This window comes from Pseudomonas sp. 1L-B-1-E-C1 (assembly GCF_057291835.1).
The window spans coordinates 14,065-40,056 of the sequence record NZ_JBXAWN010000022.1 but is presented as its reverse complement, the minus strand read 5'-3'; the positions used below and the strand labels follow the sequence as shown (position 1 = coordinate 40,056).

The 25,992-nt window shown below is 60.6% G+C and carries 23 protein-coding genes and 1 pseudogene; 15 read left to right on the top strand and 9 right to left on the bottom strand.

Annotated elements, in window-relative coordinates; genetic code table 11:
- Window positions 1-383 precede the first annotated feature (383 nt).
- Window positions 384-1,877 carry a CoA-acylating methylmalonate-semialdehyde dehydrogenase gene (locus AC0Z4S_RS26220; protein ID WP_024011478.1) on the bottom strand — a complete coding sequence of 498 codons (1,494 nt, stop codon included), beginning with the start codon at window positions 1,875-1,877 and terminating at the stop codon, window positions 384-386.
- A gap of 75 nt (window positions 1,878-1,952) precedes the next feature.
- On the bottom strand, window positions 1,953-3,302 hold the full coding sequence (aptA, locus tag AC0Z4S_RS26215; RefSeq protein WP_329517796.1) for an omega-aminotransferase AptA: 1,350 nt from the start codon (window positions 3,300-3,302) through the stop codon (window positions 1,953-1,955).
- 137 nt (window positions 3,303-3,439) lie between these two features.
- On the opposite strand from aptA, the gene AC0Z4S_RS26210 reads away from it, so the two are divergent.
- The 9 genes from AC0Z4S_RS26210 (at window position 3,440) to AC0Z4S_RS26170 (ending at window position 13,992) form a co-directional block, all read left to right on the top strand.
- Window positions 3,440-4,360, top strand: a complete 921-nt coding sequence (locus tag AC0Z4S_RS26210; protein WP_485625084.1) for a LysR family transcriptional regulator — start codon at window positions 3,440-3,442, stop codon at window positions 4,358-4,360.
- Between the two features lie 142 nt (window positions 4,361-4,502).
- A complete protein-coding gene (locus AC0Z4S_RS26205; protein WP_485625085.1) occupies window positions 4,503-5,891 on the top strand; it encodes a uracil-xanthine permease family protein in 1,389 nt (462 codons plus the stop codon).
- Window positions 5,892-5,979: 88 nt separating this feature from the next.
- Window positions 5,980-6,630 (top strand): TetR/AcrR family transcriptional regulator, encoded by a 651-nt coding sequence (locus AC0Z4S_RS26200; RefSeq protein ID WP_024011475.1) that lies wholly within the window; start codon window positions 5,980-5,982, stop codon window positions 6,628-6,630.
- Window positions 6,631-6,637: 7 nt separating this feature from the next.
- Complete coding sequence (locus AC0Z4S_RS26195) at window positions 6,638-7,219, top strand: IMPACT family protein (RefSeq protein ID WP_485625083.1); 582 nt, start codon at window positions 6,638-6,640, stop codon at window positions 7,217-7,219.
- A gap of 607 nt (window positions 7,220-7,826) precedes the next feature.
- A complete protein-coding gene (locus AC0Z4S_RS26190; RefSeq protein WP_485625082.1) occupies window positions 7,827-9,368 on the top strand; it encodes an ABC transporter ATP-binding protein in 1,542 nt (513 codons plus the stop codon).
- 19 nt (window positions 9,369-9,387) lie between these two features.
- Window positions 9,388-10,494 (top strand): ABC transporter permease, encoded by a 1,107-nt coding sequence (locus tag AC0Z4S_RS26185; protein ID WP_485625081.1) that lies wholly within the window; start codon window positions 9,388-9,390, stop codon window positions 10,492-10,494.
- A complete protein-coding gene (locus AC0Z4S_RS26180) occupies window positions 10,494-11,420 on the top strand; it encodes an ABC transporter permease (RefSeq protein ID WP_099757921.1) in 927 nt (308 codons plus the stop codon). Before AC0Z4S_RS26185 ends, AC0Z4S_RS26180 begins: the two co-directional genes overlap by 1 nt.
- 279 nt (window positions 11,421-11,699) lie before the next feature.
- On the top strand, window positions 11,700-12,386 hold the full coding sequence (locus tag AC0Z4S_RS26175; RefSeq protein ID WP_095180879.1) for an SDR family oxidoreductase: 687 nt from the start codon (window positions 11,700-11,702) through the stop codon (window positions 12,384-12,386).
- A 247-nt stretch (window positions 12,387-12,633) separates the two neighbouring features.
- A complete protein-coding gene (locus tag AC0Z4S_RS26170; protein ID WP_485625080.1) occupies window positions 12,634-13,992 on the top strand; it encodes an 8-oxoguanine deaminase in 1,359 nt (452 codons plus the stop codon).
- 124 nt (window positions 13,993-14,116) lie between these two features.
- Here AC0Z4S_RS26170 and AC0Z4S_RS26165 read toward each other — a convergent pair whose 3' ends face one another.
- The gene (locus AC0Z4S_RS26165; RefSeq protein WP_042609771.1) at window positions 14,117-15,208 is read right to left on the bottom strand and encodes a calcium:cation antiporter; all 1,092 of its coding nucleotides are present in this window, start codon (window positions 15,206-15,208) and stop codon (window positions 14,117-14,119) included.
- A 273-nt stretch (window positions 15,209-15,481) separates the two neighbouring features.
- Between AC0Z4S_RS26165 and AC0Z4S_RS26160 the strand changes: the two genes are divergently transcribed.
- The 3 genes from AC0Z4S_RS26160 to AC0Z4S_RS26150 all read left to right on the top strand — a co-directional run bounded on the left by AC0Z4S_RS26160 (window position 15,482) and on the right by AC0Z4S_RS26150 (window position 18,686).
- The gene (locus tag AC0Z4S_RS26160) at window positions 15,482-16,555 is read left to right on the top strand and encodes a BMP family ABC transporter substrate-binding protein (RefSeq protein WP_485625079.1); all 1,074 of its coding nucleotides are present in this window, start codon (window positions 15,482-15,484) and stop codon (window positions 16,553-16,555) included.
- Between the two features lie 131 nt (window positions 16,556-16,686).
- The gene (locus AC0Z4S_RS26155) at window positions 16,687-17,652 is read left to right on the top strand and encodes a 2-oxoglutarate and iron-dependent oxygenase domain-containing protein (RefSeq protein ID WP_485625078.1); all 966 of its coding nucleotides are present in this window, start codon (window positions 16,687-16,689) and stop codon (window positions 17,650-17,652) included.
- A gap of 80 nt (window positions 17,653-17,732) precedes the next feature.
- The gene (locus tag AC0Z4S_RS26150; protein ID WP_024011466.1) at window positions 17,733-18,686 is read left to right on the top strand and encodes an adenosine deaminase; all 954 of its coding nucleotides are present in this window, start codon (window positions 17,733-17,735) and stop codon (window positions 18,684-18,686) included.
- A 131-nt stretch (window positions 18,687-18,817) separates the two neighbouring features.
- Here the strand turns inward: AC0Z4S_RS26150 and AC0Z4S_RS26145 are convergent, their stop codons facing one another.
- The 3 genes from AC0Z4S_RS26145 to AC0Z4S_RS26135 form a co-directional block, all read right to left on the bottom strand.
- Entirely contained in the window at window positions 18,818-20,200 is a 1,383-nt protein-coding gene (locus tag AC0Z4S_RS26145; RefSeq protein ID WP_485625077.1) for an MFS transporter, read from the bottom strand.
- 127 nt (window positions 20,201-20,327) lie between these two features.
- A complete protein-coding gene (locus AC0Z4S_RS26140) occupies window positions 20,328-21,062 on the bottom strand; it encodes an ArsR/SmtB family transcription factor (RefSeq protein ID WP_253498797.1) in 735 nt (244 codons plus the stop codon).
- 317 nt (window positions 21,063-21,379) lie between these two features.
- Window positions 21,380-22,309, bottom strand: coding sequence for a LysR family transcriptional regulator (locus tag AC0Z4S_RS26135; protein WP_253498796.1), 930 nt, complete (start codon window positions 22,307-22,309; stop codon window positions 21,380-21,382).
- Window positions 22,310-22,445: 136 nt separating this feature from the next.
- On the opposite strand from AC0Z4S_RS26135, the gene AC0Z4S_RS26130 reads away from it, so the two are divergent.
- Together AC0Z4S_RS26130 and AC0Z4S_RS26125 are read left to right on the top strand one after the other, a co-directional pair.
- The gene (locus AC0Z4S_RS26130; protein ID WP_485625076.1) at window positions 22,446-23,459 is read left to right on the top strand and encodes a zinc-binding alcohol dehydrogenase family protein; all 1,014 of its coding nucleotides are present in this window, start codon (window positions 22,446-22,448) and stop codon (window positions 23,457-23,459) included.
- Between the two features lie 152 nt (window positions 23,460-23,611).
- A complete protein-coding gene (locus AC0Z4S_RS26125) occupies window positions 23,612-23,785 on the top strand; it encodes a hypothetical protein (protein WP_016771823.1) in 174 nt (57 codons plus the stop codon).
- Between the two features lie 12 nt (window positions 23,786-23,797).
- On the opposite strand, the gene AC0Z4S_RS26120 is transcribed toward AC0Z4S_RS26125, so the two are convergent.
- Together AC0Z4S_RS26120 and AC0Z4S_RS26115 are read right to left on the bottom strand one after the other, a co-directional pair.
- Window positions 23,798-25,006: a multidrug effflux MFS transporter gene (locus AC0Z4S_RS26120; protein WP_485625075.1), complete on the bottom strand. Its 1,209-nt coding sequence runs from the start codon at window positions 25,004-25,006 to the stop codon at window positions 23,798-23,800.
- An 87-nt stretch (window positions 25,007-25,093) separates the two neighbouring features.
- The gene (locus AC0Z4S_RS26115) at window positions 25,094-25,291 is read right to left on the bottom strand and encodes a heavy-metal-associated domain-containing protein (RefSeq protein WP_253498793.1); all 198 of its coding nucleotides are present in this window, start codon (window positions 25,289-25,291) and stop codon (window positions 25,094-25,096) included.
- 148 nt (window positions 25,292-25,439) lie between these two features.
- On the opposite strand from AC0Z4S_RS26115, the gene AC0Z4S_RS26110 reads away from it, so the two are divergent.
- On the top strand, window positions 25,440-25,829 hold the full coding sequence (locus tag AC0Z4S_RS26110; RefSeq protein WP_485625074.1) for a hypothetical protein: 390 nt from the start codon (window positions 25,440-25,442) through the stop codon (window positions 25,827-25,829).
- A 7-nt stretch (window positions 25,830-25,836) separates the two neighbouring features.
- Here AC0Z4S_RS26110 and AC0Z4S_RS26105 read toward each other — a convergent pair.
- Window positions 25,837-25,926, bottom strand: a pseudogene (locus tag AC0Z4S_RS26105) (metal ABC transporter ATP-binding protein); the annotation flags it as partial.
- Between the last annotated feature and the right edge of the window lie 66 nt (window positions 25,927-25,992).

Genomic DNA, 25,992 nt, shown 5'->3' with positions numbered 1-25,992 from the left:
TCGAAGAATTCTTCAACAACTTCAACCACTTGCGCTTCCGATCTCTCGTTAGCGGGAGGCGAATTCTACAGCGTTAATCGCTGCTGTCAACACCTATTTTCTCCGCTTTCGACCGAGAAGATCGAACCGTTAAAAGAGCTACACATCACTGCTCTTTCAACTCCTCCCAGGCTTCGATGATCTGAAGCAAGCCGCTGTCGAAAACCGCGTAACTCTTTGAATCTCAAGGAGTTTTCCGTTTCGACTGCGCCGGAAGTGGGGCGAATTATAGACGTCTGAAATCTGCCGTCAACACCTATTTTCATATTTCTGTCATATCGGTCAAAAAGCCCCGAAATCGCGAAGGCCGACCTTAAAGGTCGGCCTTCGGCACATCCAGCTACTTATAAGCTGGGGAATGCAAACTGCGACGCCTCATGGCTCGCACGTTGTGGCCAGCGCTGGGTGATCGCCTTGCGACGGGTATAAAAGCGCACGCCATCCGGACCATACGCATGCAGGTCGCCAAACAGCGAACGCTTCCAGCCGCCGAAGCTGTGATACGCCACCGGCACCGGCAGCGGTACGTTGACGCCGACCATACCGACTTCGATCTCGTCGCAGAACAGCCGCGCCGCTTCGCCGTCGCGGGTGAAGATGCAGGTGCCGTTGCCGTATTCATGATCGTTGATCAGTTGCATCGCCTCTTCCAGGCTGTTCACCCGCACGACGCACAGCACTGGACCGAAGATCTCTTCTTTATAGATGCGCATCTCAGGGGTGACATTGTCGAACAGGCAGCCGCCGAGGAAAAAGCCTTCTTCATGACCGGCCACGCTCAGACCACGACCATCGACCACCAGGGTCGCGCCCGCCGCCACACCGTCGTCCACATAACCGCTGACCTTGTCACGCGCCTGACCGGTAACCAACGGCCCCATGTCCAGGCCGCACGACGTACCGGCACCGATTTTCAGCGCCTTGATCTGTGGGACCAGTTTCGCCACCAGCGCGTCCGCGACCTGGTCGCCAACACACACGGCCACCGAAATCGCCATGCAGCGCTCGCCGCAGGAGCCGTAAGCCGCGCCCATCAGTGCGCTGACCGCGTTGTCCAGATCGGCATCCGGCATCAGCACCGCATGGTTCTTCGCACCACCCAGTGCCTGCACGCGCTTGCCGCGCTTGGTGCCTTCGGCGTAGATGTATTCGGCAATCGGTGTCGAACCCACAAAACTCAGTGCTTTGACTTCCGGCGCTTCGATCAACGCGTCCACCGCAGTCTTGTCACCATGGACCACACTCATCACACCCTTCGGCAACCCGGCTTCCAGCAGCAGCTGAGCGATTAGCAGCGTCGAGCTTGGATCGCGTTCGGAAGGCTTGAGGATGAAGCAGTTGCCGCAGACGATCGCCAATGGATACATCCACAGCGGCACCATGGCCGGGAAGTTGAACGGGGTGATGCCGGCGACAATCCCCAGCGGCTGGAAGTCCGACCAGGCATCGATGTTCGGGCCGACGTTGCGGCTGTACTCGCCCTTGAGGATTTCCGGGGCGGCGCAGGCGAACTCGACGTTCTCGATACCGCGCTTCAATTCACCGGCCGCATCTTCCAGGGTCTTGCCATGCTCTTCGCTGATCAGTTGCGAGATGCGTGCCTCGTTCTGCTCCAGCAGTTGCTTGAAGCGGAACATTACCTGGGCGCGCTTGGCCGGTGGCGTGTTGCGCCAGGCCGGGAACGCTGCCTTGGCGGCATCGATGGCTTTCTGAATGGTGGCCTGGCTGGCCAATGGCAGTTTGTGGATTGCCTGGCCGGTCGACGGGTTGAACACATCCACCGCGCGACCGGTTTCGGTCACCAGTTCGCCATTGATCAAATGCGGGATAACGCTCATCGAACACTCCTGAATTCTGGTCCACGGGCACCCGCAAAGGAGCGCCCGGTTATGTAGGTATATATAGAAGGAAAATCAGTCGAGCTTGTTCAGCACTTCGCCGACCGCGTCGAACAGACGATCGAGGTCTTGCGGCTTGCTGTTGAAGGTTGGGCCGAACTGCAGGGTGTCGCCGCCAAAGCGCACGTAGAACCCGGCCTTCCACAAAGCCATGCCCGCTTCGAACGGACGCACGATGGCGTCACCGTCGCGCCCGGCAATCTGGATCGCGCCGGCCAGTCCGTAGTTGCGAATGTCGATGACGTTCTTCGAGCCTTTCAAGCCATGCAGCGCGTTTTCAAAATGCGGTGCGACCTCGGCGACGCTCTGCACGAGGTTTTCCTTTTGCAGCAGGTCGAGTGCCGCCAGGCCAGCGGCACAGGCCACCGGGTGTGCCGAGTAGGTGTAGCCGTGAGGGAATTCCACCGCATATTCCGGCGTCGGCTGGTTCATGAAGGTCTGGTAGATCTCGGAGCTGGCAATCACCGCGCCCATGGGAATCGCGCCGTTGGTGACTTGCTTGGCGATGCACATCAGGTCCGGGGTCACGCCGAAGCTGTCGGCGCCGAACATCGAGCCGGTACGGCCGAAACCAGTGATCACTTCATCGAACACCAGCAGGATGTTGTGCTGATCGCAGATCTCGCGCAGACGCTTGAGGTAACCCTGCGGCGGAACCAGTACGCCAGCCGACCCGGCCATCGGCTCAACGAACACCGCCGCGATGTTGGAAGCGTCGTGCAGTTCGATCAACTTCAGCAGTTCATCGGCGAGGGCGATACCGCCCTGCTCCGGCATGCCACGGGAGAAGGCATTGCTCGCCAGCAGTGTGTGCGGCAAGTGATCGACATCCATCATCGCCTGACCGAACAGTTTGCGGTTGCCGTTGACGCCGCCGAGGCTGGTGCCGGCGATGTTCACGCCGTGGTAGCCACGGGCGCGGCCGATCATTTTGGTCTTGGTCGCCTGGCCTTTCAGACGCCAGTAGGCACGCACCATTTTCACCGCTGTGTCGGCGCACTCGGAACCGGAATCGGTGAAGAAAACATGGTTCAAGTTGCCCGGGGTCAGCTCGGTGATTTTCTCTGCCAACTGGAACGACAAAGGATGGCCGTACTGGAAACCCGGTGAGTAATCGAGGGTGCCCAATTGTTTTGCCACGGCCTCCTGAATTTCCTTGCGGGTGTGCCCGGCGCCGCAGGTCCACAGACCGGACAGCGAGTCGTAGATCTTGCGGCCCTTGTCGTCGAACAGCCAGCTGCCTTCAGCGCCGACGATCAGACGCGGATCGCGCTGAAAGTTGCGGTTGGCGGTGTACGGCATCCAGTGCGCGTCCAGCTTCAGTTGGCTGGCCAGTGGCGACGGCGCGTTTTCAGGCATGTTCATCGGGCAAAACCTCGCAGGGCATAGGCGTCAGAGAGATGGAAAGCGTTGTTGCAGCTAAATTGCCACGGCGATAAAGTCGGTGAAATTCAACTCTTCTAACCTTCAGTTAGATCTTCGCTAAACAAAGAGAACAATAAATGAGCAGCCGCCGCGCCGATCCACTGGCCCAGGTCAGTGATTTTGATATCCGCCTGCTGCGGATTTTTCGCAGTGTCGTGGAATGTGGCGGCTTCTCCGCAGCGGAAACAGTGCTCGGCATCGGGCGCTCGGCGATCAGCCAGCAGATGAGTGATCTGGAACAGCGCCTCGGTTTGCGCTTGTGCCAGCGCGGCCGGGCCGGGTTTTCCCTGACTGAGGAAGGGCGTGAGGTGTATCAATCTGCGCTGCAGTTGTTGAGTGCGCTGGAAAGTTTTCGCACCGAGGTCAACGGCCTGCACCAACACCTGCGCGGCGAGCTGATCATCGGCCTCACCGACAACCTCGTCACCCTGCCGCACATGCGCATCACCCACGCCCTCGCACAGTTGAAGGAACGCGGGCCGGATGTGCAGATCCAGATTCGCATGATTGCGCCGAATGAAGTCGAACAAGGTGTGCTCGACGGGCGCTTGCACGTTGGCGTGGTACCGCAGGCCAGCGCATTGTCGGGACTGGAATATCAGCCGTTGTACAGCGAGCGTTCTCTGCTGTATTGCGCGGTGGGTCATCCGCTGTTTTATGTCGACGACAAGCAACTCGATGATCAACGCCTCGACGGTCAGGACGCGATTGCGCCGACCTTTCGTTTGCCGGCGGAAATTCAGGCGCACTATCAGGCGCTCAACTGTACCGCCAGTGCTTCCGACCGTGAGGGCATGGCGTTTCTGATTCTGACCGGGCGATATATCGGTTATCTGCCGGATCACTACGCCAGCCTTTGGGTACAGCAGGGGCGTTTGCGTGCGCTCAAGGCTGGGACGCGTTTTTACGATTTGAGTCTGGCATCGGTCACGCGTAAGGGGCGGCGCCCTCATTTGGTGCTGGAAAGCTTTTTGGAGAGTCTGGCGGCGACGCGTTGATAGGGAACGCGACATTGGTGAAGAACAGCAAGATCAAGGGATCGCAGTCTTCGGCAGCTCCTACAGAGAGAATAAGTTGAGCAAGTGGACAGCTTTTTGCAAAGCAGGATCAACCCGATCCTTGAACAAGAAGCCCACCGCCATGCAGCCAGACTCCGATTCGTCCAGTGAACTGATCTACGGCCTCAACGACCGTCCTAAACCACTCGCCGCGATCCTCGCCGCGTTGCAACACGTGCTCGCCAGTTTCGTCGGCATCATCACCCCGCCGCTGGTCATTGGCTCAGCGCTCGGGCTGACGGCGCATCTGCCGTACCTGATCAGCATGGCGCTGATGGTCTCGGGTGTCGGCACCTTTATCCAGGCGCGGCGGCCATTCGGCATTGGCGCGGGGATGATTTGTCTGCAAGGCACCAGTTTCGCTTTTCTCGGCGCGGTGCTGTCCGCCGGGTTTCTGGTCAAGCAACGCGGCGGCAGCCCGGAAGATATTCTGGCGATGATTTTCGGCGTGTGCTTTTTCGGCGCAATCGTGCAAATCGTGCTCAGCCGTTTCATCGGCCAGTTGCGCCGAGTGGTGACACCATTGGTGACCGGTATTGTGATCACGCTGATCGGCATCAGCCTGATCAAGGTCGGCATTACCGATCTGGGTGGCGGCTTCAATGCGCCGGACTTCGGCGCGCCGGGCAATCTGGCCCTGGGCGTGTTTGTGCTGCTGACGATCATCCTGCTCAACCGCTCGAACACGCCGTGGGTAAGGCTGTCGGCGATCATCATCGGACTGCTGCTCGGCAGTTTCGCTGCGTGGTTCAGTGGGAAAATGGTGCCGCAGCCATTGCCTGACTTGCCGCTGGTGAGTTTTCCTACGCCGTTCAAGTTCGGATTCAACTTCGACTGGACAGCTTTCCTGCCGGTCGCGCTGATTTATCTGATCAGCACCCTGGAAACAGTCGGTGACCTCACCGCCAATTGCATGCTCGCCCGCCAGCCCATCAGTGGCCCTTCTTATATAAGCCGCTTGCGCGGTGGTGTTCTGGGCGATGGCGTCAGTTGCATGATCGCGGCGACCTTCAGCGCCTTCCCCAACACGACGTTCGCGCAAAACAATGGCGTGATCCAGTTGACCGGCGTCGCCAGCCGCTACGTCGGCCTGTACATAGGCGCGATTCTGTTCTGCCTCGGCCTGTTCCCGATGATCGGCGCGGTGCTGCAACAAATCCCGAAACCGGTGCTCGGCGGTGCGACGCTGGTGATGTTCGGCGCGGTGGCGGCGGCGGGCGTGCGCATTCTCGCGCAGTCGCCGCTGGATCGGCGCAGCATGCTGATCATCGCCACTTCGTTCGGCGTCGGCCTCGGTATCGCCGCGCAACCGAACCTGCTGCACCTGCTGCCGAAACTGGTGCAGAACCTGTTCGACTCGGCGATCACCAGCGGCGGGCTGACCGCGATCTTCCTGTGTCTGCTGTTGCCGGAAGGCAAAACCGCAGCGGCGAAAAGCTCCACGTCATTGAACAAGATCGAACAGGCGTAACGGTTTTTCCGCGCAAGGACTTGTCGGATGCCTGTGGGTGCGCTATCAACGCAACTGGTTGCACCCACAGACAATCCCGGAAGTGCCTATGACCTTTGAAGTCCCAGCCCACGGCGGCAAACCCGCCAGCCGCATTCGTCAGAAGAACGAAGAGACCATTCTCAAAGCCGCCGAAGACGAGTTCGCCCGTCACGGGTTCAAAGGCACCAGCATGAACACCATCGCGCAGAATGCCGGATTGCCCAAGGCCAACCTGCATTACTACTTCACCAACAAACTCGGTTTGTATGTGGCGGTGCTGAGCAACATCATCGAGTTGTGGGACAGCACTTTCAACACCCTCACCGCCGAGGATGATCCGGCTGAAGCGCTGACCCGCTACATCCGCGCGAAGATGGAGTTCTCACGACGCCAGCCACAGGCCTCGCGAATCTTCGCCATGGAAGTGATCAGCGGCGGCGAATGCCTGAGCGAGTATTTCAATCAGGATTACCGCGCCTGGTTCACCGGGCGCGCGGCGGTGTTTCAGGCGTGGATCGATGCAGGCAAAATGGACCCGGTCGATCCGGTGCATCTGATCTTCCTGCTGTGGGGCAGCACTCAGCACTATGCCGACTTCGCCACGCAGATCTGCCGGGTCACCGGGCGCAGCAAGTTGACCAAACAGGACATGGAAGACGCCGGCAACAACCTGATCCGCATCATTCTCAAAGGCTGCGGCCTCACTCCTTCTCTATAAGACGTTTATGCCTTTCACCCTCAGCGGTTTTTGCGAGTACCGCGAAGAGATTCGCAAAAGCCGCTTCATCACTCTGGCGACGCCGATCAGCAGCCCCGCCGATGCGCAGGCGTTTTTCGAGCAGCACAGCGATTTGAATGCCACGCACAATTGCTGGGCGTGGAAACTCGGCGCGCAATATCGCAGCACTGATGACGGCGAGCCGGGCGGCACCGCCGGGCGGCCTATTCTGGCGGCGATCGAAGCGCAGGACTGCGATCAGGTCGCGGTGCTGGTGATCCGCTGGTACGGCGGCATTCAACTGGGCACCGGCGGCTTGGCCCGGGCCTACGGCGGCGGCGCCAACAAGTGCCTGCAAGCGGCGGAGAAAATCGAGCTGATCAGCCGCGTGCCGCTGAGTTGCGCCTGCGGATTTGCCGAACTGGCGCTGGTGAAGTTGCGCGTGGCGGATCTGGGTGGGGTGGTGGTGGAGGAAAACTTTACGGCCAATGGCGTTGAGTTGAAGTTGGCGGTGGGTGAGGCGCAGATTGATATCTTGCAAACGCAACTTGCTGATTTGAGTCGTGGGCGGATTTTGTTGCAGCGTTGAAGAAGATCAAAAGATCGCAGCGTTCCGCAGCTCCTACAGTTGAAATGCGTTCCCCCGTAAGAGCTGCCGAAGGCTGCGATCTTTTAGAGCATCACTCCTACTTTCATAAAACCACGACTTGCCCACATCGGCTGTGCACCCGACTGTGGATAACCTGAGCACATACCGCTGTAACCCTTCTGTCACGCGGCTTTGCGCGATTTGTTCACTTTTCGTTCAATTGATCCGACGAAACGGAAAATCAGCGTAAAAACAGATAGTTAACGTCGTTTATCACCATTAGAAGAAAGCAACGCAGTGCTTATGCCCGGCCTCGGCGCTTGCGCACAATTACTGTGGAACAACCTGTGGATAAGCCGTTCATGACCGTCGCTGTCGCTGGATCTGCCTAGGCCCAAAGTGATTGCTCGTTTTTTAACCAACGGAGCGCGAGCAAAACTGGAGCCTGTTCAATGGCTTTGCGCTGAATTGGTGCTCGATAGCGAGTCAAAACGCCCTCTTATGCTCTGCTATCGGCGCTTGCGCACTGGCTCCGCAAGCGTTCCTGACTCACTGGCCAGGAAATTGCTTTATCCACAGGCACAACTCCAAGTCAGTCGAGCCTGTCATGTCCATCGCCCCTTCCCCGCCGCGCCTGCAACTGCGCCAGATCAGCAAACGCTACCCCGGTTGTCTGGCCAACGACGCCATCGACCTGAGCATCGCGCCGGGTGAAATTCATGCCTTGCTCGGGGAAAACGGCGCGGGCAAAAGTACGTTGATGAAAATCATCTACGGGGTTACCCAGTGCGATAGCGGGGAAATGCTCTGGCAGGGGCAGCGCGTGCAGATCCGCAACCCGGCGCAGGCGCGGCAGTTGGGCATTGGCATGGTGTTCCAGCATTTCTCGCTGTTCGAAACCCTCAGCGTGGCGCAGAACATTGCCCTGGCGATGGGCGCGGCGGCCGGCACGCCGAAGCAACTGGAGCCGAAGATTCGCGAAGTATCGCGGCGTTACGGCATGGCGCTGGAGCCGGAGCGACTTGTCCACAGCCTGTCGATCGGCGAGCGCCAGCGGGTGGAAATCATCCGTTGCCTGATGCAGGACATCCGCCTGCTGATTCTCGATGAGCCGACCTCAGTACTGACGCCGCAAGAGGCGGACGAATTGTTCATCACCCTGCGGCGCCTTGCCGACGAGGGCTGCAGCATTCTGTTTATCAGCCACAAGCTCGGTGAAGTGCGCGCCTTGTGCCACAACGCCACGGTGCTGCGCGGCGGTCGGGTAGCCGGGCATTGCCTGCCGGCCGAATGTTCGGATCAGCAACTGGCGCAACTGATGGTCGGCGAAGCGGCGGCGTTGATTGGCGAGTATCCGAAGGTCAGTGGTGACGCGGCGTTTTTGCAGGTGCAGGGTTTGAGTTGGCACAACCCGGATCCATTTGGCTGCTCGCTGCACGACATCAATGTTCAAGTGCGCAGCGGTGAAATCGTCGGCATCGCCGGGGTCGCGGGCAATGGTCAGGATGAATTGCTCGCCCTGCTCAGCGGCGAACAGACATTGCCTCGTGCGCAAGCGCCGACCCTTCGCTTTGGAGAGCAGAACGTCGCTGATCTGCGCCCGGATGCGCGGCGTAAACTGGGCCTGGCTTTCGTCCCCGCCGAACGACTCGGCCACGGCGCGGTGCCGGAGTTGAGTCTGGCCGATAACGCCCTGCTCAGTGCTTTCCAGCAAGGCCTGGTCAGCCACGGGCTGATTCAACGCGGCAAAGTCGAAGCCCTCGCGCAACAGATCATCCAGCGCTTCGGCGTGAAAACCCCGGACACGCAAACCGCCGCGCGCAGCCTGTCCGGCGGCAACTTGCAGAAATTCATCCTCGGCCGGGAAATTCTTCAGCAACCGAAACTGCTGATCGCCGCGCACCCGACCTGGGGCGTCGACATTGGCGCCGCCGCCACCATCCATCGCGCCTTGATTGCCCTGCGCGATGCCGGCGCGGCGATTCTGGTGATTTCCGAAGACCTCGATGAGCTGTTCCAGATCAGCGATCGCCTCGGCGCGCTGTGCGGCGGGCGTCTGTCGCCCCTTCAAGACACCGGCCTTACACAACTGAGCGATGTCGGCGCGTGGATGGCCGGCCAGTTCAATCACTCATCTGGCGCCGCCTAGGTTTAACGGAGTTCCAACCATGCTGCTTTCTCTCGAACCCCGTGGCCAGCAATCGCGCCTGATGCTGTGGTGCTCGCCGTTATTGGCGGCGGTGCTGACCCTCGGCTGCGGCTCGCTGTTGTTCATCGCGCTGGGCCACGACCCACTGCAAACCTTGCACACGCTACTGATCGCGCCGGTCAGCGATTTGTATGGCGTGTCCGAATTGCTGGTCAAGGCGCTGCCGATTCTGCTCTGCGCACTCGGCCTGGCGGTGGCCTATCAGGCGCGAATCTGGAACATCGGCGCCGAAGGCCAACTTCTACTCGGCGCGTTGGCCGGTAGTGCTCTGGCAGTGAACGTTATCGACATGCAAAGTCGCTGGGCGCTGGTGCTGATTCTGCTGACCGGCACGCTGGCCGGCGCCGCATGGGCCGGGCTCACCGCATGGCTGCGCACGCGCTTCAACGCCAATGAGATCCTTACCAGCATCATGCTCAATTACATCGCGTTGAACCTGCTGCTGTTCTGCGTGCACGGGCCGTTGAAGGACCCAGCGGGCTTCAATTTCCCCGAGTCGGCGATGTTCGGCGACGCCAGTCGTTTGCCGCTGCTGCTGGAGGACGGCCGCGTGCATGCCGGTGTGTATTTCGCCTTGCTCGCGCTGGTTGCAGTGTGGGTGTTGTTGCAGAAAAGCTTCATTGGCTTCCAGATCAAAGTGCTCGGGCTGGACAAACGTGCGGCAGGCTTTGTCGGCTTTCGCGAGAAGCGCCTGATCTGGCTGGCGCTGTTGATCAGCGGTGGGCTGGCAGGGCTTGCCGGGGTTTGCGAAGTGACCGGGCCGATCGGCCAACTGGTGCCGCAGGTGTCGCCGGGTTATGGCTACGCGGCGATCACCGTGGCGTTTCTCGGACGGTTGAATCCGCTCGGCATTCTATTCTCGAGCCTGCTCATGGCGCTGCTGTACCTCGGCGGCGAGAGCGCGCAGATGTCGCTCAATCTGCCGCAAGCGATCACCCAATTGTTCCAGGGCATGATGCTGTTTTTCCTGCTCGCCTGTGACGTGCTGATTCTCTATCGACCACGCCTGAAACTGCGCTGGACCCGGCGCGCCTCGACCCCTGCCGTAACCGCCGGAGCGCTGTGATGGATATCGATCTGTTGAGCAATATTTTCTACGCCATGGTCCGCTGCGGTACGCCGCTGCTGCTGGTGGCATTGGGTGAATTGATCTGCGAGAAGAGCGGTGTCCTCAATCTTGGCCAGGAAGGCATGATGCTGTTCGGCGCGGTGATCGGATTTATCGTTGCCCTCAACAGCGGCAACCTGTGGCTTGGCGTGTTGCTGGCGATGCTTGCCGGGATGTTGCTGTCGTCGCTGTTTGCCCTGGTCGCGCTGGTGTTCAACGCCAATCAGGTGGCCACTGGGTTGGCGCTGACGATCTTTGGTGTCGGGCTGTCGACGTTTGTCGGCGCGGCCTGGGTCGGTAAGCCGCTGGCAGGTTTCGAGCCTTTGGCGATTCCGTATCTGAGTGAGATCCCGCTGATCGGGCGGATGCTGTTTGCCCAGGATCTGCTGGTGTATCTGTCGTTCGCGCTATTCGCCCTGGTGGCGTGGGTAATCATCAAAAGTCGTGTCGGCCTGATCATTCAAGCGGTCGGTGAAAACCCGGATGCGGCCAGCGCGATGGGCTTGCCAGTGCTGACCGTGCGTACCTTGGCGGTGTTGTTCGGCGGAGCAATGGCCGGGCTGGCCGGGGCCTATCTGTCGCTGGCCTACACGCCGATGTGGGCGGAAAACATGACTGCCGGGCGCGGCTGGATTGCTCTGGCGCTGGTGGTGTTCGCCAGTTGGCGGGTGTGGCGCTTGTTGCTCGGGGCGTATCTGTTTGGCCTCGCCAGCATCCTGCACCTTGTGGCTCAAGGGCTGGGGCTGGCGATCCCGTCGAGCCTGCTGGCGATGCTGCCGTATGTGGCGACGATTGTGGTGCTGGTGTTGTTGTCCCGGGATGCCTTGCGCACACGGTTGTATGCGCCGGTTTCGTTGGGGCAGCCGTGGCAATCGGGACATTAGTTGATGTCAGAGCGGGCCTCTTCGCGAGCAGGCTCGCTCCCACAGGGGATCTGAGTGAACGCGGGCAAATGTGGGAGCGAGCCTGCTCGCGAAAGCGTTCGCACAGGCAACACCTGGAGCACGACCTACAACTATTTCTGATCAAACACCCTCGAGAAACTCAAGAAGCCTGGAGTATGCTCCGGGATCAAAGCCGCTTTTTTCGCCGAGAGCTGCAACTGCGCCTCGGTCAGGCGTGTCCATTGAATCCTGAACGCTGACTTTCAAGGAAACCCCATCATGTCTCAGGCAAAAAACGCACTGATCATCGGCGCCTCTCGGGGCTTGGGCCTCGGTCTGGTGAAGACCCTGCTGGCCGATGGCTGGCAAGTCACCGCGACGGTGCGCAATCCGCAGAAGGCCGAGGCGCTGCAGGCGCTGGGTGACGTGCGCATCGAGAAGCTCGACATGGACGATCAGCAAGCGGTGATCGCTCTGAGCCAGAAGCTCAAGGGCGAAACCTTCGATCTGTTGTTCGTCAACGCCGGGGTCAAAGGCCCGGACGTGCAGACGCCGGGCGGCGCGACCCTGGCCGAGGTCGGGCAACTGTTTTTCACCAACGCGGTGGCGCCGATCAATCTGGCCCAGCGTTTCGTCGGGCAGATTCGCGACGGCAGCGGCGTGCTGGCGTTCATGAGTTCGGTACTCGGCAGCGTGACCATGCCCGACGCGCCGGAACTGGCGCTGTACAAGGCGAGCAAAGCGGCGTTGAATTCGATGACCAACAGTTTCGTCACGCAACTGGGCGAGCAGAAACTGACCGTACTTTCGCTGCACCCGGGCTGGGTGAAGACCGACATGGGCGGCGAAGGCGCCGATCTCGACGTCGAGACCAGCACCCGCGGGCTGATCGATCAGGTCAACGCGTTTACCGGCAAGGGCGGACATCACTTCGTCAATTACAAGGGTGAAACGATTGCCTGGTAGGCGCTGAAGATTTCCTTGTAGGAGCTGCCGGAGGCTGCGATCTTTTGACTTTGAAAAACAAGATCAAAAGATCGCAGCCTTCGGCAGCTCCTACACGGGGTTCGTGGTGAATGGTCGGGTGGCGCTTGCCCGGCGCTGCGATTTGTTTGAAACTGCGCGCCTCGTCCTTCGCGGCGACCCTGGATCAGCAGACAGGGCAACACTGAGCTGGCAACCCTGAACCCAACTTTCAGAGGAGCCGGCCACAATGCCTGCGACCCGTACCTGGTTAAAAAACCCCCTCGCCATTTTCACTTCCAACGAGCTTGATGCCCGTGGCGGCCTTGTCGTGCAAGACGGTGTCATCGTCGAAGTCCTCGCTGCCGGTCAGCAGCCGTCGGCGCCGTGCAATGAAGTTTACGATGCCCGCGAACAGGTGATCCTGCCGGGCCTGATCAACACTCACCACCATTTCTATCAGACCCTGACCCGCGCCTGGGCGCCGGTGGTCAATCAGCCGTTGTTTCCGTGGCTGAAAACCCTGTACCCGGTGTGGGCGCGCCTGACCCCGGAAAAACTCGCCCTCGCGAGCAAAGTGGCGCTGGCCGAATTGCTGCTTTCGGGCTGCACTACCGCCGCTGACCATCACTATCTGTTCCCGGACGGTCTGGAAAATGCCATCGACGTGCAGGTCGAAACCGTGCGGGAACTGGGCATGCGCGCCATGCTCACGCGCGGTTCGATGAGCCTCGGCGAGAAGGACGGCGGCCTGCCTCCGCAACAAACGGTGCAGGAAGGTCAGGTGATTCTTGATGACAGCCAGCGGCTGATTCACGAGTACCACGAGCGTGGCGACGGCGCGCAGATCCAGATTGCTCTGGCGCCGTGTTCGCCGTTTTCGGTGACCCCGGAAATCATGTCGGCCAGCGCTGATCTGGCGAACAAGCTCGATGTACGTCTGCACACCCACCTGGCGGAAACCCTCGATGAGGAAGACTTCTGCCTGCAGCGTTTCGGTCTGCGCACCGTCGATTATCTGGACAGCGTCGGCTGGCTCGGGCCACGTACCTGGCTGGCCCACGGCATTCACTTCAACCCCGACGAAATCGCCCGCCTCGGCCAGGCCGGTACCGGTATTTGCCATTGCCCGAGCTCGAACATGCGCTTGGCTTCCGGGATCTGCCCGAGCATCGAATTGACGGATGCCGGTGCGCTGTTCGGTCTTGGCGTCGACGGTTCGGCGTCCAACGATGCCTCGAACATGATCCTCGAAGCGCGTCAGGCGTTGTACATCCAGCGTCTGCGTTACGGCGCCGAAAAAATCACCCCGGAGCGCGTGCTGGGCTGGGCGACCAAGGGTTCGGCGAGTCTGCTCGGTCGTAGCGACATCGGCGAGATAGCCGTCGGCAAACAGGCGGATCTGGCGTTGTTCAAGCTCGATGAACTGCGCTTCTCCGGTAGCCATGATCCGATTTCGGCATTGTTGCTGTGCGGGGCTGATCGGGCCGATCGGGTGATGATTGGCGGCAAGTGGCGTGTGGTTGATGGTCAGGTTGAAGGGTTGGATCTGAAAGGTCTGATTGCCGATCACAGCCAGGCCGCTCGCCAGCTGATCGCCGGTACCTGATCCAATCAACAATCCCTGTGGGAGCGAGCTTGCTCGCGAAGGCGTCGTGTCAGTCAGTACTTGTGGTGACTGATACACCGCTTTCGCGAGCAAGCTCGCTCCCACAGTTGTTTTTGCGTCGCCCTCAGAGGCCCAGCAGGGACAACATGATGAACGTGGCAAACAGCACAAAGTGGGTCATGCCCTCGATGGCGTTGGTTTCGCCGTCGTTGAGGTTGATCGCACTGACGATCAGGGTGATGAAGATCATCACTGTCTGCACCGGGGTCATCGCCATTTGAAATGGCTGGCCGGTGTACAGCGCCATCGCTTCCATCACCGGCACGGTCAGGATTACCGTCGACAGTGACGCGCCCATCGCGATGTTGACCACCGACTGCATACGGTTCGCCAGTGCCGCACGCAATGCAGTCAGAATCTCCGGCGCCGCTGAAATCGCTGCCACCAGAATCGCCGTGATCACCGGCGGCGCGCCCGTGCCTTCCAGGCCCAGATCAAGGGTCTTCGACATGACCTCGGCCAGCGCGCCGATGATCACCACCCCCGACACCAGAATGCCGATCGACAGCGCCAGGCTGACCGGTTTCGGTTCCTGCTCGACGGGTTCTTTGCGGCGGCGTTTGTCCGGGTAGCTGTAGCTGAAAAAGTAACTGTGCGGGCCGACCTGCATGCGCAGGAACAGCGCGTAAAGCACCACCATCGCGCCGATGGTGAACGCCGAATAAATCTTCCAGTTGGCTTGAGGAATGAACTCCGGCACCACCATCGACACGCCCATCGCAGTGAGGATCATCACGCTGTAGCTGCGCGCCGAATCGTCGTTGTAGGACTGCTCGCCGTGTTTGATCCCGCCCATCAGCGCGGCGAGGCCGAGGATACCGTTGATGTCGAGCATCACCGCCGAATAAATCGTGTCGCGCACCAGCGTCGCCGAGGCTTCGTTGCTCATCATGATCGCCAGAATCACCACTTCGACCAGCACCGCCGAGAGCGTGAGGATCATCGTGCCGTAGGGATCGCCGACCTTCTCCGCGAGCAATTCGGCGTGATGGGCGACGCGCATCGAAGCGGCGACGATGAAGGCGATCAGCAGCAGACCGCCGACCAGCGCGACGATCTGGCCGCTGTGCAGCAGCCAGTGTTCCAAGGGATAAGCTACGCACGCGGCAAGGACTGCCAGCAGCAGGAAGCTTTCTTGTTTGAGGATCGAGAGCATGACGGGCCTTCTGCCGAAAAGAGCTGATGAAGCTACTGACTGCCGGGCGGCGCTAACGTTTCGTTACATCTTTACGCACCATGTCATGGCGCGCGCACGCTGACTTGCACTGCGTTGGTTCCGGCGCTGAAAAGATCGCAGCCTTCGGCAGCTCCTACAGGTTCGTATTCCCATGTAGGAGCTGCCGAAGGCTGCGATCTTTTTGTTTGTTGTCCTGTTGGTCAGCAATTTGCATTGGCGCTGAGCACACACAACAAAACGGAGTTCGGGTTCATGCCAATACGTCCGCTGCACACACTGCTGTACGCCGCCATCGGTCTGGGAATCAGCCTGAGCGCCAGCGCTGCCGATCCGCTGAAGGTCGGTTTCGTCTACATCGGCCCGATCGGTGACCACGGCTGGACGTATCAGCATGAACAGGGGCGCAAGGCCCTGGCGGAAAAATTCGGCCCGCAGATCACCACCAACTACGTGGAAAACGTCGCCGAAGGCGCCGACGCCGAGCGGGTGATCCGCAACATGGCCAAGGACAAATACGACCTGATCTTCACCACGTCATTCGGCTACATGAACCCGACGGTGAAAGTCGCCAAACAATTTCCCAAGGTGACGTTCGAACACGCCACCGGCTACAAGCAGGACAAGAATCTTGGCACCTATCTCGCGCGCACTTACGAGGGCCGTTACGTCAGCGGTTTCCTCGCAGCGAAGATGACCAAGACCAGGAAGATCGGCTATGTCGCCTCGTTCCCGATTCCGGAAGTGATCCGCGACATCAACGCCATCCAGCTGGCGTTGAACAAGTACAACCCTGGCACCGAAATCAAAGTGGTCTGGGTCAACTCGTGGTTCGATCCGGGCAAGGAAGCCGACGCCGCCAACGCGCTGATCGATCAAGGCGTCGACGTGGTGTTCCAGCACACCGACAGCCCGGCGCCGATCCAGGCTGCCGAACGGCGCGGCGTGTATGCCGTGGGCTACGCCTCGGACATGGCCCACTTCGGACCGAAAGCGGTGCTGACCTCGATCGTCAACGACTGGGCGCCGCACTACATTCAGGCGACGCAGAGCGTGATCGACCACACCTGGAAATCCCAGGATTACTGGGGCGGGTTGAAGGAAGGCACGGTTGAACTGCCGATCAGCGATCTGGTGCCGGCGCCGGTGAAAGCCGAGGCCGAGCAGTTGATTGCCGACATCAAGAGCGGTGCATTGCAGCCGTTTACCGGGCCGATCAAGGATCAGGCCGGTGTGGAAAAAATTCCCGCAGGCGTGAGCGCCACCAACGCGGAACTGGCGTCGATGAATTATTACGTCGAGGGCATGAAGGCCGAGATGCCGAAGTAGTCCCCCGATTCACCACACAAAACCCTGCTCGCGAAAGCGGTGTGTCATTAAACAAAAATGTTGTCTGACACTCCCTCTTCGCGAGCAGGCTCGCTCCCACATTGGAAACACAGCGTATTCAAGGATTGTGTATGGATCAGCTTCCGATCATTGATATCAGCCCGCTCTACAGCACCGACGAAAAAGCCTGGCCCGCCGTGGCCGAGCAGATCGACCAGGCCTGTCGCGAGTGGGGCTTCTTCTACATCAAAGGCCATCCGATTTCCGCACAGCGCATCGACACCCTGCTCGATCACGCCCAGCGCTTCTTCGCCCTGCCCGCCGCAGAAAAACTCAGAATCGACATCACCCAGACCCGCCATCATCGCGGCTACGGTGCGATTGCCACCGAGCAACTGGACCCGGACAAACCCAGCGATCTCAAAGAAACCTTCGACATGGGCCTGCATCTGCCGGCCGAGCATCCCGAGGTGCTCGCGGAAAAACCCTTGCGCGGCCCCAATCGGCACCCGGCGCAACCCGGCTGGGAATCGCTGATGGAGCAGCATTACCTCGACATGCAGGCGCTGGCGCAAACCCTGTTGCGGGCGATGACCATTGCGCTGGGCATCGAGCGCGATTTCTTCGATACGCGTTTTGTCGAACCGGTCAGCGTGTTGCGCATGATCCATTACCCGCCGCGTCACACCGCCAGCTCCGCCGAGCAACAAGGCGCCGGTGCCCATACCGATTACGGCTGCATCACCTTGCTGTATCAGGACAGCGCCGGCGGCTTGCAGGTCAAGAATGTGCGAGGCGAATGGATCGACGCGCCGCCCATCGACGGCACCTTCGTGGTCAACCTCGGCGACATGATGGCGCGCTGGAGCAACGACCGTTATCGCTCGACGCCACACCGGGTGATCAGCCCCCTGGGTGTGGATCGCTATTCGATGCCGTTCTTCGCCGAACCGCACCCGGACACGCGCATCGAATGCCTGCCCGGTTGTCAGGACACAGAGCATCCGGCGAAATATCCGACCACCACCTGTGCCGAATTCCTGCTGTCGCGCTTCGCCGATACCTACGCCTATCGGCGCGAGCAAGAGGCGGTTTGATCGATCACCTGGTCAGGTTTTGCCAATTGTTGCGGCCAGCCTCTGTAGAATGCCGGCATTGCACCTGATGAGAAAAGACTATGTACGACTGGCTCAACGCCCTGCCCAAAGCCGAACTGCACCTGCATCTGGAAGGTTCGCTGGAGCCTGAACTGCTGTTCGCCCTGGCCGAGCGCAACAAGATCGCCCTGCCGTGGAGCGACGTGGAAACCCTGCGCAAGGCATACGCCTTCAACAATCTGCAGGAATTTCTCGACCTGTATTACCAGGGCGCCGATGTGCTGCGCACCTCGCAGGATTTCTACGACCTGACCTGGGCCTACCTGCTGCGCTGCAAGGCGCAGAACGTGATTCATACCGAACCGTTCTTCGATCCGCAGACCCACACCGATCGCGGCATCCCGTTTGAGGTGGTGCTCAACGGCATCGCCGCCGCCCTCAAGGATGGCGAGACGCAACTGGGCATCAGCAGCGGTTTGATCCTCAGCTTCCTGCGCCACCTCAGCGAAGACGAAGCACAGAAAACCCTCGATCAGGCGCTGCCGTTCCGTGACGCGTTTGTCGCGGTCGGTCTCGACAGTTCCGAGATGGGCCACCCACCGAGCAAGTTCAAACGCGTCTTCGATCGCGCCCGCGACGAAGGCTTCCTTACCGTCGCCCACGCCGGTGAAGAAGGCCCGCCGGAGTACATCTGGGAAGCCATCGATCTGCTGAAAATCCAGCGCATCGACCATGGCGTGCGCGCCATCGAAGACGAGCGCCTGATGCAGCGGATCATTGACGAGCAGATCCCGCTGACGGTGTGCCCGCTGTCGAACACCAAGCTCTGCGTGTTCGATCACATGTCGCAGCACAACATCCTCGACATGCTCGAGCGCGGCGTGAAGGTCACGGTGAACTCCGATGACCCGGCGTATTTCGGCGGGTACGTGACCGAAAACTTCCACGCGCTGCACGAACATCTGGGCATGACCCAGGATCAGGCCAAACGCCTGGCGCAGAACAGCCTGGATGCGCGGTTGGTAAAACCGTAAGCAACACCGCATAACCTGCATAACCCAATGTGGGAGCGAGCTTGCTCGCGAAAGCGGTGTGTCATCCAACGCAGATGTTGTTTGATACACCGCTTTCGCGAGCAAGCTCGCTCCCACAGTTTTGATCAGCGTTAGCCCGTGACTTCGGTTTCAGTAAGCTCCTCCAGGGTCTTGCCCCGCGTCTCCATCCCGAACAGCCACACCACCCCCGCCGCTATCGCAAAGCACGCCGCGCCCAGCGCGAACACCCCGCCCTGCCCGGTAATCGGGAATACCAGCCCGGTCACCAGTGGCCCGAGCAGCGAACCGACGCGGCCGATCGCCGAGGCGAATCCCGAGCCGGTTGCCCGTGCCGACGTCGGGTACAGCTCTGGCGTGTAGGTGTAGAGCACCGCCCACATGCCGAACAGGAAAAACTGCATCAACAGCCCGGTCCCGATCAGCAGCGCCACGTTGCCGCCGAATACGGCGCTCTGCCCATACAGAAACGCCATCACCCCGCCGCCGAGCAAGGTGACGATACACACCGGTTTACGCCCCCAACGCTCGACCAGCCACGCCGCCATGAGGAATCCGGGAATCCCGCCGAGCGAGATCAGCACCGTGTAATACACCGACTGCGTCACGGCAAAACCCGACTGCTGCAGCAAGGCGCTGAGCCAGGAAGTCAGCCCATAGAAACCCAGCAATGCAAAGAACCACAGGCTCCAGATCATCGTCGTGCGCTGGCGATATTGCGGCGACCAGATCTGCTTGAGTGCCGAGAAGAAATTGCCCGGTGGCGTCACCGTGCGCGGCAGACGAACCGGTTCCGGCAACGCTGCACCGCCCATGGAAGCACGCACCCGCGCTTCGATGCCCTCCAGCACCTTGTCCGCGTCGGCGTCGCGGCCGGCCTGTTCCAGCCAGCGCGGTGACTCGGGAATGAAAAAGCGGATCGCCAGAACGAACACCGCCGGCACTGCCAGCACCAGAAAGATATCGCGCCAGCCAATCAGCGGCAGCAGGAAGTACGAGAGCACCCCGGCCGCGACAAACCCCAGCGGCCAGAAGCCGTCCATCAAGGCGATGTAGCGCCCGCGCCGCTGCGCCGGAATCAGCTCAGACAACATTGATTGCGCGATGGGAAACTCCATGCCCATGCCGATTCCCAGCAGGATGCGGAACAGCGTCAGCGTCTCCACCGTCTGCGCTGTTGAACACAGGTAACTGGCCACGCCCCATAGCACGATGCTCCACTGAAACACCGGTTTGCGTCCGAAACGGTCGGCGAGCATCCCTGACAACGACGCCCCGAGCACCATGCCGAAAAAGCTCGAACTGGCCAGCAGCCCCGCCTGTGCACTGCTCAGCCCGAACTCGGCTTTGATCGAGCCGAGCAGGAAGGTCATCATCGCCAGATCCATGGAATCGAAGAAAAACGCCAGGGCGATGATGATGAAAATGACGCGGTGATACCCACTGACCGGCAGCCGTTCCAAGCGCTCTGCCGCGCTAAAGCGTTGTGTATTCATGTTGTGCTCCCCCATCCGGAAAATCCCCGGATCGAGTGTGCGTGATGGTCATTCGGAGGCCGTACTGGATGCGACCTGTTCACAGTCGTAGACGACGCTGCACCTCAGGCCATCGCAAAGGAACCCTCTAGAACGCTGTTTCCAGCTCGGTTTCCTTGGCAAAGCGATGGATTTCGCGCTGGCCGGTGGCAGTCAACTGCAACGCGCGAGAATCGTTGGGCAAGGTCAGCCAGCCGGATTGCATGAACAACTGCAATAACGCCGCGCCCAGTGAGCCGCCCATGTGCGGACGTCTCTCGCTCCAGTCCGGGCAGGCGCAGGCGACCTGCACGTTGCGGTGCGCCAAGGCCTGAATGAATACGCCGCGCTGGGCCAGTTGAGTGGAGCCTTTGTGCGTCACTACCACCCGTTGCTCAAGCTGTTCGATCCAGCCGGCATCGAGCAGGCGCTGGTACAGATCGGCCGCCAGGGTGCCGCCCAGATGATCGTCGCAGAACCGCGCGCGCAACAGCGAAGACGGTGCTGCCTGCGGCCTGACCATTGGCGTGGCGCGTTTCAGCGCGGCGGGGATTTGCCGTGGCGCGCTGGCAATGGTGGCGCTGGCCAATGCTTCGATCGCCGCGCCTACTTCCGGGGCTGCCAGACGAAAGAAGCGTTTGCGCCCACGCATTTCGACGCTCAACAGACCACCCGCGGACAGTCGCCCCAGATGCGCACTGGCCGACGACGGCGAGAGCCCGGCCAGCAGCGCCAGCTCTTCGGCTTGCCGCGCCGAGCCATCCATCAACGCCCACATCATTGCGCTGCGCTTGGGGTCGGCCAGCAATGTAGCGATCTGGCTGATGCACGGTGCATGTTCCATATGTTCACTCCCTGTTGAATCGTATCGTCTACCGCTCGGAGACATCTTGGCCGCTATTGGATCATCGGCCAACACGCGAAAATCGCCCTGAATCGGGGCAAGGCATGCCACCGACACAAGCTGCTCCGGCACACAACCTGGCAGCAGAAGTTGCAACCGTCACCAAAAGCCGGCAACGCGTTACGGGGTCTGCGCGCCGGGGTGTCAGTGCAGGCATGAGGCGGGCGCTAGTATAAGCGGGTTAAGCCAGACGTCCTGCGCCTGGGCCTGCGCAGGTGGCGATTGTTCCTGACAGAAATTTCTCTATTTGCCTGCGACTAATGATCAACTTTGTGGAAAGCGGGAAATTGACTACTCAATTCGGCGCATCGGCTGGCGAGCATCTCCCTCAGCAGGTTCACCGGCTTACTCAATTGTGCGCGATGGGCGCACAACAGATTCAGCGGTGCGCGCTCACACAGCAGTTCCGGCATCAGTACCTTGAGGCGCCCGGCGAGCACATCGGTACCCACGTCGAGCCAGGACTTATAGGCGATCCCGGCACCGGCCAGCGCCCATAACCGCACCACGTCGGCGTCATCGCTGAAGCGATCGCCGCTGACGGTCAGACTGACTTCGCGCTTGCCATCGTGAAAACTCCAGTGGTCGTGAACGCGGCTGCCGAGCATGTACAACAGGCAGTTGTGCTGGGCCAGTTGTTCGAGCTGGCGCGGCTCGCCGTGTCGGGCCACATAGTCGGGCGATGCGCACAACACCCGGCGATTGTGTGGCGCGATGGGCAAGGCAATCAGGCTGGAATCTTCCGGCTCGCCATAGCGCAAGGCGATGTCCACCGGTTGCCGAAACAGGTCGGCGATGCGGTCACCCAGCAGCAGGCGCACCGTCAGTTTCGGATGTTCCCGCTGAAATGCATCGAGCCACGGCAGCAGCAGATTGCGCCCGAAATCCGAGGGTGCTGAAAGCTGCAAAATCCCGCTGACCTGATCCTGACCGCTGGCCAGCAAGCGCCGGCCTTCTTCGAGGTTGCTCAGGGCGGCGCGGGCATATTCGAGGAAGCCTTCACCCTCGGCGGTCAGACGCAGGCTGCGGGTCGAACGCGCCAGCAGCCGCGCACCGAGTTGCTGTTCGATGCGCTTCAACGCCGCGCTGGCCACGGCTGCGGACATGTCCATCCCCCGCGCCGCCGCTGACAGGCTGCCAAGATCTGCGGCGCGGACAAACAACTGCAAGTCATCAAAACGCAGCATGCTCAATCTCGATTATCAAAAAAATATTGAAAGAGACTGCTCTTTTAGCCGGTTTTATCGTGCAGAGAAATAGCTAATGATGGCCTCCATCGAATTATCCAGCTTTCCTTCTTCTATCAACTGTACGGAGCCCTCCATGAAAGCCATCGCCTATTACGCGTCCCTGCCGATCAGTGACGCCAAGTCGCTGCAGGACATTGAACTGCCGGAACCGGTCGCCGGCCCCCGCGACCTGCTGGTGGAGGTCAAGGCCATCTCGGTCAACCCGGTCGACACCAAGGTGCGGCAGAACGCGGCGCCGGAAAACGGCGCGGCGAAAGTGCTGGGCTGGGACGTTGCCGGTGTGGTCAAGGCGGTCGGCAGCGACGTCACCCTGTTCAAGGCCGGTGACAAGGTGTTCTACGCCGGTTCGATTGCCCGGGCCGGTGGCAACAGCGAACTGCACGTGGTCGACGAACGTATCGTCGGGCACATGCCCAAGTCCCTCGGTTTCGCCGAAGCCGCTGCGCTGCCGCTGACCGCCATCACCGCATGGGAATTGCTTTTCGAACGCCTGCAGATCAGCGAAGGCAGCAGCGATCAAGGCCAGAGCCTGCTGATCGTCGGTGCGGCGGGCGGCGTCGGCTCGATCCTCACCCAACTGGCCAAACAGTTGACCGGCCTGAAAGTCATCGGCACCGCCTCCCGCTCACAGACCCGTGAGTGGGTCAGTGAACTGGGTGCCGATCTGGTCATCGATCACAGCCAGCCCCTGAGCGAAGAATTGAAACGCGCCGGCATCGACAGCGTGACCCACGTCGCCAGCCTGACCCAGACCGATCAGCATCTGGTGCAACTGGTCGAAGCCCTCGCGCCGCAAGGCAAACTGGCGCTGATCGACGACCCGAAGTCCCTCGACATCAGCCTGCTCAAGCGCAAGAGCCTGTCGCTGCACTGGGAGTTCATGTACACCCGTTCGCTGTTCGAAACGCCGGACATGATCGAACAGCACAAGCTGCTCAACCGCGTTGCCGAGCTGATTGACGCAGGGACTTTGAAAACCACCCTGGGCGAGCACTTCGGCGTGATCAACGCGGCCAACCTGCGGCGCGCCCATGAGCTGCTGGAAAGCGGCAAGGCCAAGGGAAAAATTGTTTTAGAAGGTTTCTAAACAATAAAAGCCCCGCAGTCGCTCGTGATGCCAGAGCGGTTGCGGGGCTTTTTGCCGTCAGTCAGTTGCCTGACCCTTGTCACAATTGCGCGCAGATAGGGGTCTACAATCGAAGCCTCTGCGATACATCTTTTACGCAAGGGAGGTCAGCAATGAAGATCCTGATAAAAGAAGTGGCGAAGTCTCAGTGGCAGGTACGTCTGGACCAGCATGTCGTGACCTTTCGCAGTGAAGCCGAAGCTTTGGCCTTCACGCGCACCCTCGAAGCGCGACTCTGCGCGCCCCACCGGATCCCCGAACCCAGCCAGCAGCGCGCCGCTGGCTGAGTTTTCAAGCCTCTAAGCTTGGGCTTGGGCTTGGGCTTGCGCCAGCGCCCGGGCATTCTGCAGACGCCGGGTGAGCAGCGCGACGCTTACCACCAGCAACCCGCACAGGCTGATGACCATGGCCATCGGCACGGCGCTGCCATCGTGCAACACACCCACCAATGCGGCTGCCCCGGCGGCGATGCTGAATTGCAGGCAACCGAGCATCGCCGAAGCGCTGCCAGCACGGGCACCCTGACCGTTCATCGCGCAGGCCGAGGCGTTGGGAATGATGCAACCGAGGCTGGCGATGCAGATGAACAGTGGAATCAGCAGCGGCCACAGGGCATCAGGACGCATTGCACTCACCGCCAGCAACGTCAGCCCGGCGAGGAAGTAAACCCACACCGCGCGCACCAGCAGAAACGCCGGGCCACGCTTGGCGAGCAGACGCGCGTTGACCTGCGCCACCAGAATGAAGCCTGCCGCGTTGGTGCCGAACAGCCAGCCGAAATGCTCGGCCGGTACGCCGTAGAGCTTGATGAACACAAACGGTGAACCGGCGATGTAGGCGAACATCCCGGCGATGGCAATGCCACCGGTCAGGGCATGGCCGAGGTAGATCGAATCCTTGACCAGTCGCGCGTACTGGCGCAATGCGCCGGACAACGGCTGGCGCGGCACGTGGGCCGGCATGCTTTCCGGCAGCCCCAACGCCACCGCCAGACCCGCCGCCGCACTAAAGCCGGTGAGCACCAGAAAAATCGACTGCCAACCCGTGGTGTTGACCAACAGACCGCCGAGCATCGGCGCCAGAATCGGCGCCAGGCCCATCACCAGCATCAGCTGGGAAAACACCTTCGCCGAGCCCACCGCGTCGCACTTGTCGGCAACCACTGCCCGGGAAATCACCATGCCCGCGCAACCACCCAATGCCTGGACGAAACGCGCGCCGATCAGCCATTCAAGACTCGGCGCGTAGGCGCAGGCCAATGACGCCAGCGTGAACAGGGCAACGCCGCTGAGCAGCGGAAGCCGCCGGCCGAAACGATCGGAAATCGGCCCGTACGCCAGTTGGCCGAGGGACAGGCCGAGGAAGTACGCCGCCAGCGTCAGCTGAACATGCTGCTCATCGGTGCCGAACGCCAGCGCCATCGCCGGAAACGCGGGTAAATAGAAGTCGATCGCCAAAGGACCGAAGGCGCTCAAGGCGCCGAGTATCAAAATCGTGCGGAAATTCATCAGGCATCCAGGTGGGCAAGTCGCAGCCCGACAGTCTAGCCGTGCCCGGACGCCTTGAACATTCCGATAGCTCGCTAACGATCAATTTCAGACGAGCTTCACCTCATAACCTTCTTCGCGAATCGCTGCGATGACCTGATCGGCATTCAGCGCGCTCTCGACGCCGACTTCTTTGGCTGCCAGGTCGACGCGCACGCTGGCCGCCGGATCCAGAGCCTGCACCGCTTGGGTGATGGCTTTGACGCAATGACCGCAGGACATGCCTTGAACGTTGAACACTTGCATGGGAAAGACTCCTTGAGTGAGGTTGCCGGCAGTCTCGAGCTTGCCACGATGGCAAGGTCAAGTTCTGCGAAAAACTGCCGGGCTGGCAATCGGCGCCGCGCTCGGCCAAGCTGCGTGCATCAATGACTCGAATTCAGGAGATTCAGCCATGCGCTGGTCAGCTTTGAGCCTGTTTGGCTTGCTCAGCCTTTTCGCCGCCGTCCCGCAGGTGCAAGCCGCCGGCGAGGATTACGCGGTACTGATCATTTCCCGCGAGCGCCTCGAAGTCGCGACCTCGTGCGAGATCGGTGTGTACATCCAGGACCAGCTCTCGGCGCGGCTGTTCCAGGAGCAGAGCACTTCGTTCAACCTGCCGCCGGGCAAGGTTTCGCTGCGTTTGAAACTGCTGCCGGGCCAGGCGCCGGGTTGCAATCCCGGCATGCTGGCGCCGGGTTCGCAGGAGGTCGTGCTGCATGCCGGGGATGTGCTGAAGTTCCGCCTGGCGATGAATGCTGAAGGCGTGTACCTGAAGCGGGATGGCCTGGGTTACTGGCAGTAACAGAAAACTGTGGGAGCGAGCTTGCTCGCGAATGCGGCAGTTCATTCAGCAATGATGTTGACTGATACGCCGCTTTCGCGAGCAAGCTCGCTCCCACAGTTCGTTTTAGCGCGTTGAATAATGGTGCTTGACCTTGCCCGCATGGCAAGGTTGATCCTGTAGG

Coding starts and splice junctions, on each gene's coding strand:
- AC0Z4S_RS26220 (WP_024011478.1), bottom strand. CDS start 1,877: ATGAGCGTTATCCCGCATTTGATCAATGGCGAACTGGTGACCGAAACC.
- aptA (WP_329517796.1), bottom strand. CDS start 3,302: ATGAACATGCCTGAAAACGCGCCGTCGCCACTGGCCAGCCAACTGAAG.
- AC0Z4S_RS26210 (WP_485625084.1), top strand. CDS start 3,440: ATGAGCAGCCGCCGCGCCGATCCACTGGCCCAGGTCAGTGATTTTGAT.
- AC0Z4S_RS26205 (WP_485625085.1), top strand. CDS start 4,503: ATGCAGCCAGACTCCGATTCGTCCAGTGAACTGATCTACGGCCTCAAC.
- AC0Z4S_RS26200 (WP_024011475.1), top strand. CDS start 5,980: ATGACCTTTGAAGTCCCAGCCCACGGCGGCAAACCCGCCAGCCGCATT.
- AC0Z4S_RS26195 (WP_485625083.1), top strand. CDS start 6,638: ATGCCTTTCACCCTCAGCGGTTTTTGCGAGTACCGCGAAGAGATTCGC.
- AC0Z4S_RS26190 (WP_485625082.1), top strand. CDS start 7,827: ATGTCCATCGCCCCTTCCCCGCCGCGCCTGCAACTGCGCCAGATCAGC.
- AC0Z4S_RS26185 (WP_485625081.1), top strand. CDS start 9,388: ATGCTGCTTTCTCTCGAACCCCGTGGCCAGCAATCGCGCCTGATGCTG.
- AC0Z4S_RS26180 (WP_099757921.1), top strand. CDS start 10,494: ATGGATATCGATCTGTTGAGCAATATTTTCTACGCCATGGTCCGCTGC.
- AC0Z4S_RS26175 (WP_095180879.1), top strand. CDS start 11,700: ATGTCTCAGGCAAAAAACGCACTGATCATCGGCGCCTCTCGGGGCTTG.
- AC0Z4S_RS26170 (WP_485625080.1), top strand. CDS start 12,634: ATGCCTGCGACCCGTACCTGGTTAAAAAACCCCCTCGCCATTTTCACT.
- AC0Z4S_RS26165 (WP_042609771.1), bottom strand. CDS start 15,208: ATGCTCTCGATCCTCAAACAAGAAAGCTTCCTGCTGCTGGCAGTCCTT.
- AC0Z4S_RS26160 (WP_485625079.1), top strand. CDS start 15,482: ATGCCAATACGTCCGCTGCACACACTGCTGTACGCCGCCATCGGTCTG.
- AC0Z4S_RS26155 (WP_485625078.1), top strand. CDS start 16,687: ATGGATCAGCTTCCGATCATTGATATCAGCCCGCTCTACAGCACCGAC.
- AC0Z4S_RS26150 (WP_024011466.1), top strand. CDS start 17,733: ATGTACGACTGGCTCAACGCCCTGCCCAAAGCCGAACTGCACCTGCAT.
- AC0Z4S_RS26145 (WP_485625077.1), bottom strand. CDS start 20,200: ATGAATACACAACGCTTTAGCGCGGCAGAGCGCTTGGAACGGCTGCCG.
- AC0Z4S_RS26140 (WP_253498797.1), bottom strand. CDS start 21,062: ATGGAACATGCACCGTGCATCAGCCAGATCGCTACATTGCTGGCCGAC.
- AC0Z4S_RS26135 (WP_253498796.1), bottom strand. CDS start 22,309: ATGCTGCGTTTTGATGACTTGCAGTTGTTTGTCCGCGCCGCAGATCTT.
- AC0Z4S_RS26130 (WP_485625076.1), top strand. CDS start 22,446: ATGAAAGCCATCGCCTATTACGCGTCCCTGCCGATCAGTGACGCCAAG.
- AC0Z4S_RS26125 (WP_016771823.1), top strand. CDS start 23,612: ATGAAGATCCTGATAAAAGAAGTGGCGAAGTCTCAGTGGCAGGTACGT.
- AC0Z4S_RS26120 (WP_485625075.1), bottom strand. CDS start 25,006: ATGAATTTCCGCACGATTTTGATACTCGGCGCCTTGAGCGCCTTCGGT.
- AC0Z4S_RS26115 (WP_253498793.1), bottom strand. CDS start 25,291: ATGCAAGTGTTCAACGTTCAAGGCATGTCCTGCGGTCATTGCGTCAAA.
- AC0Z4S_RS26110 (WP_485625074.1), top strand. CDS start 25,440: ATGCGCTGGTCAGCTTTGAGCCTGTTTGGCTTGCTCAGCCTTTTCGCC.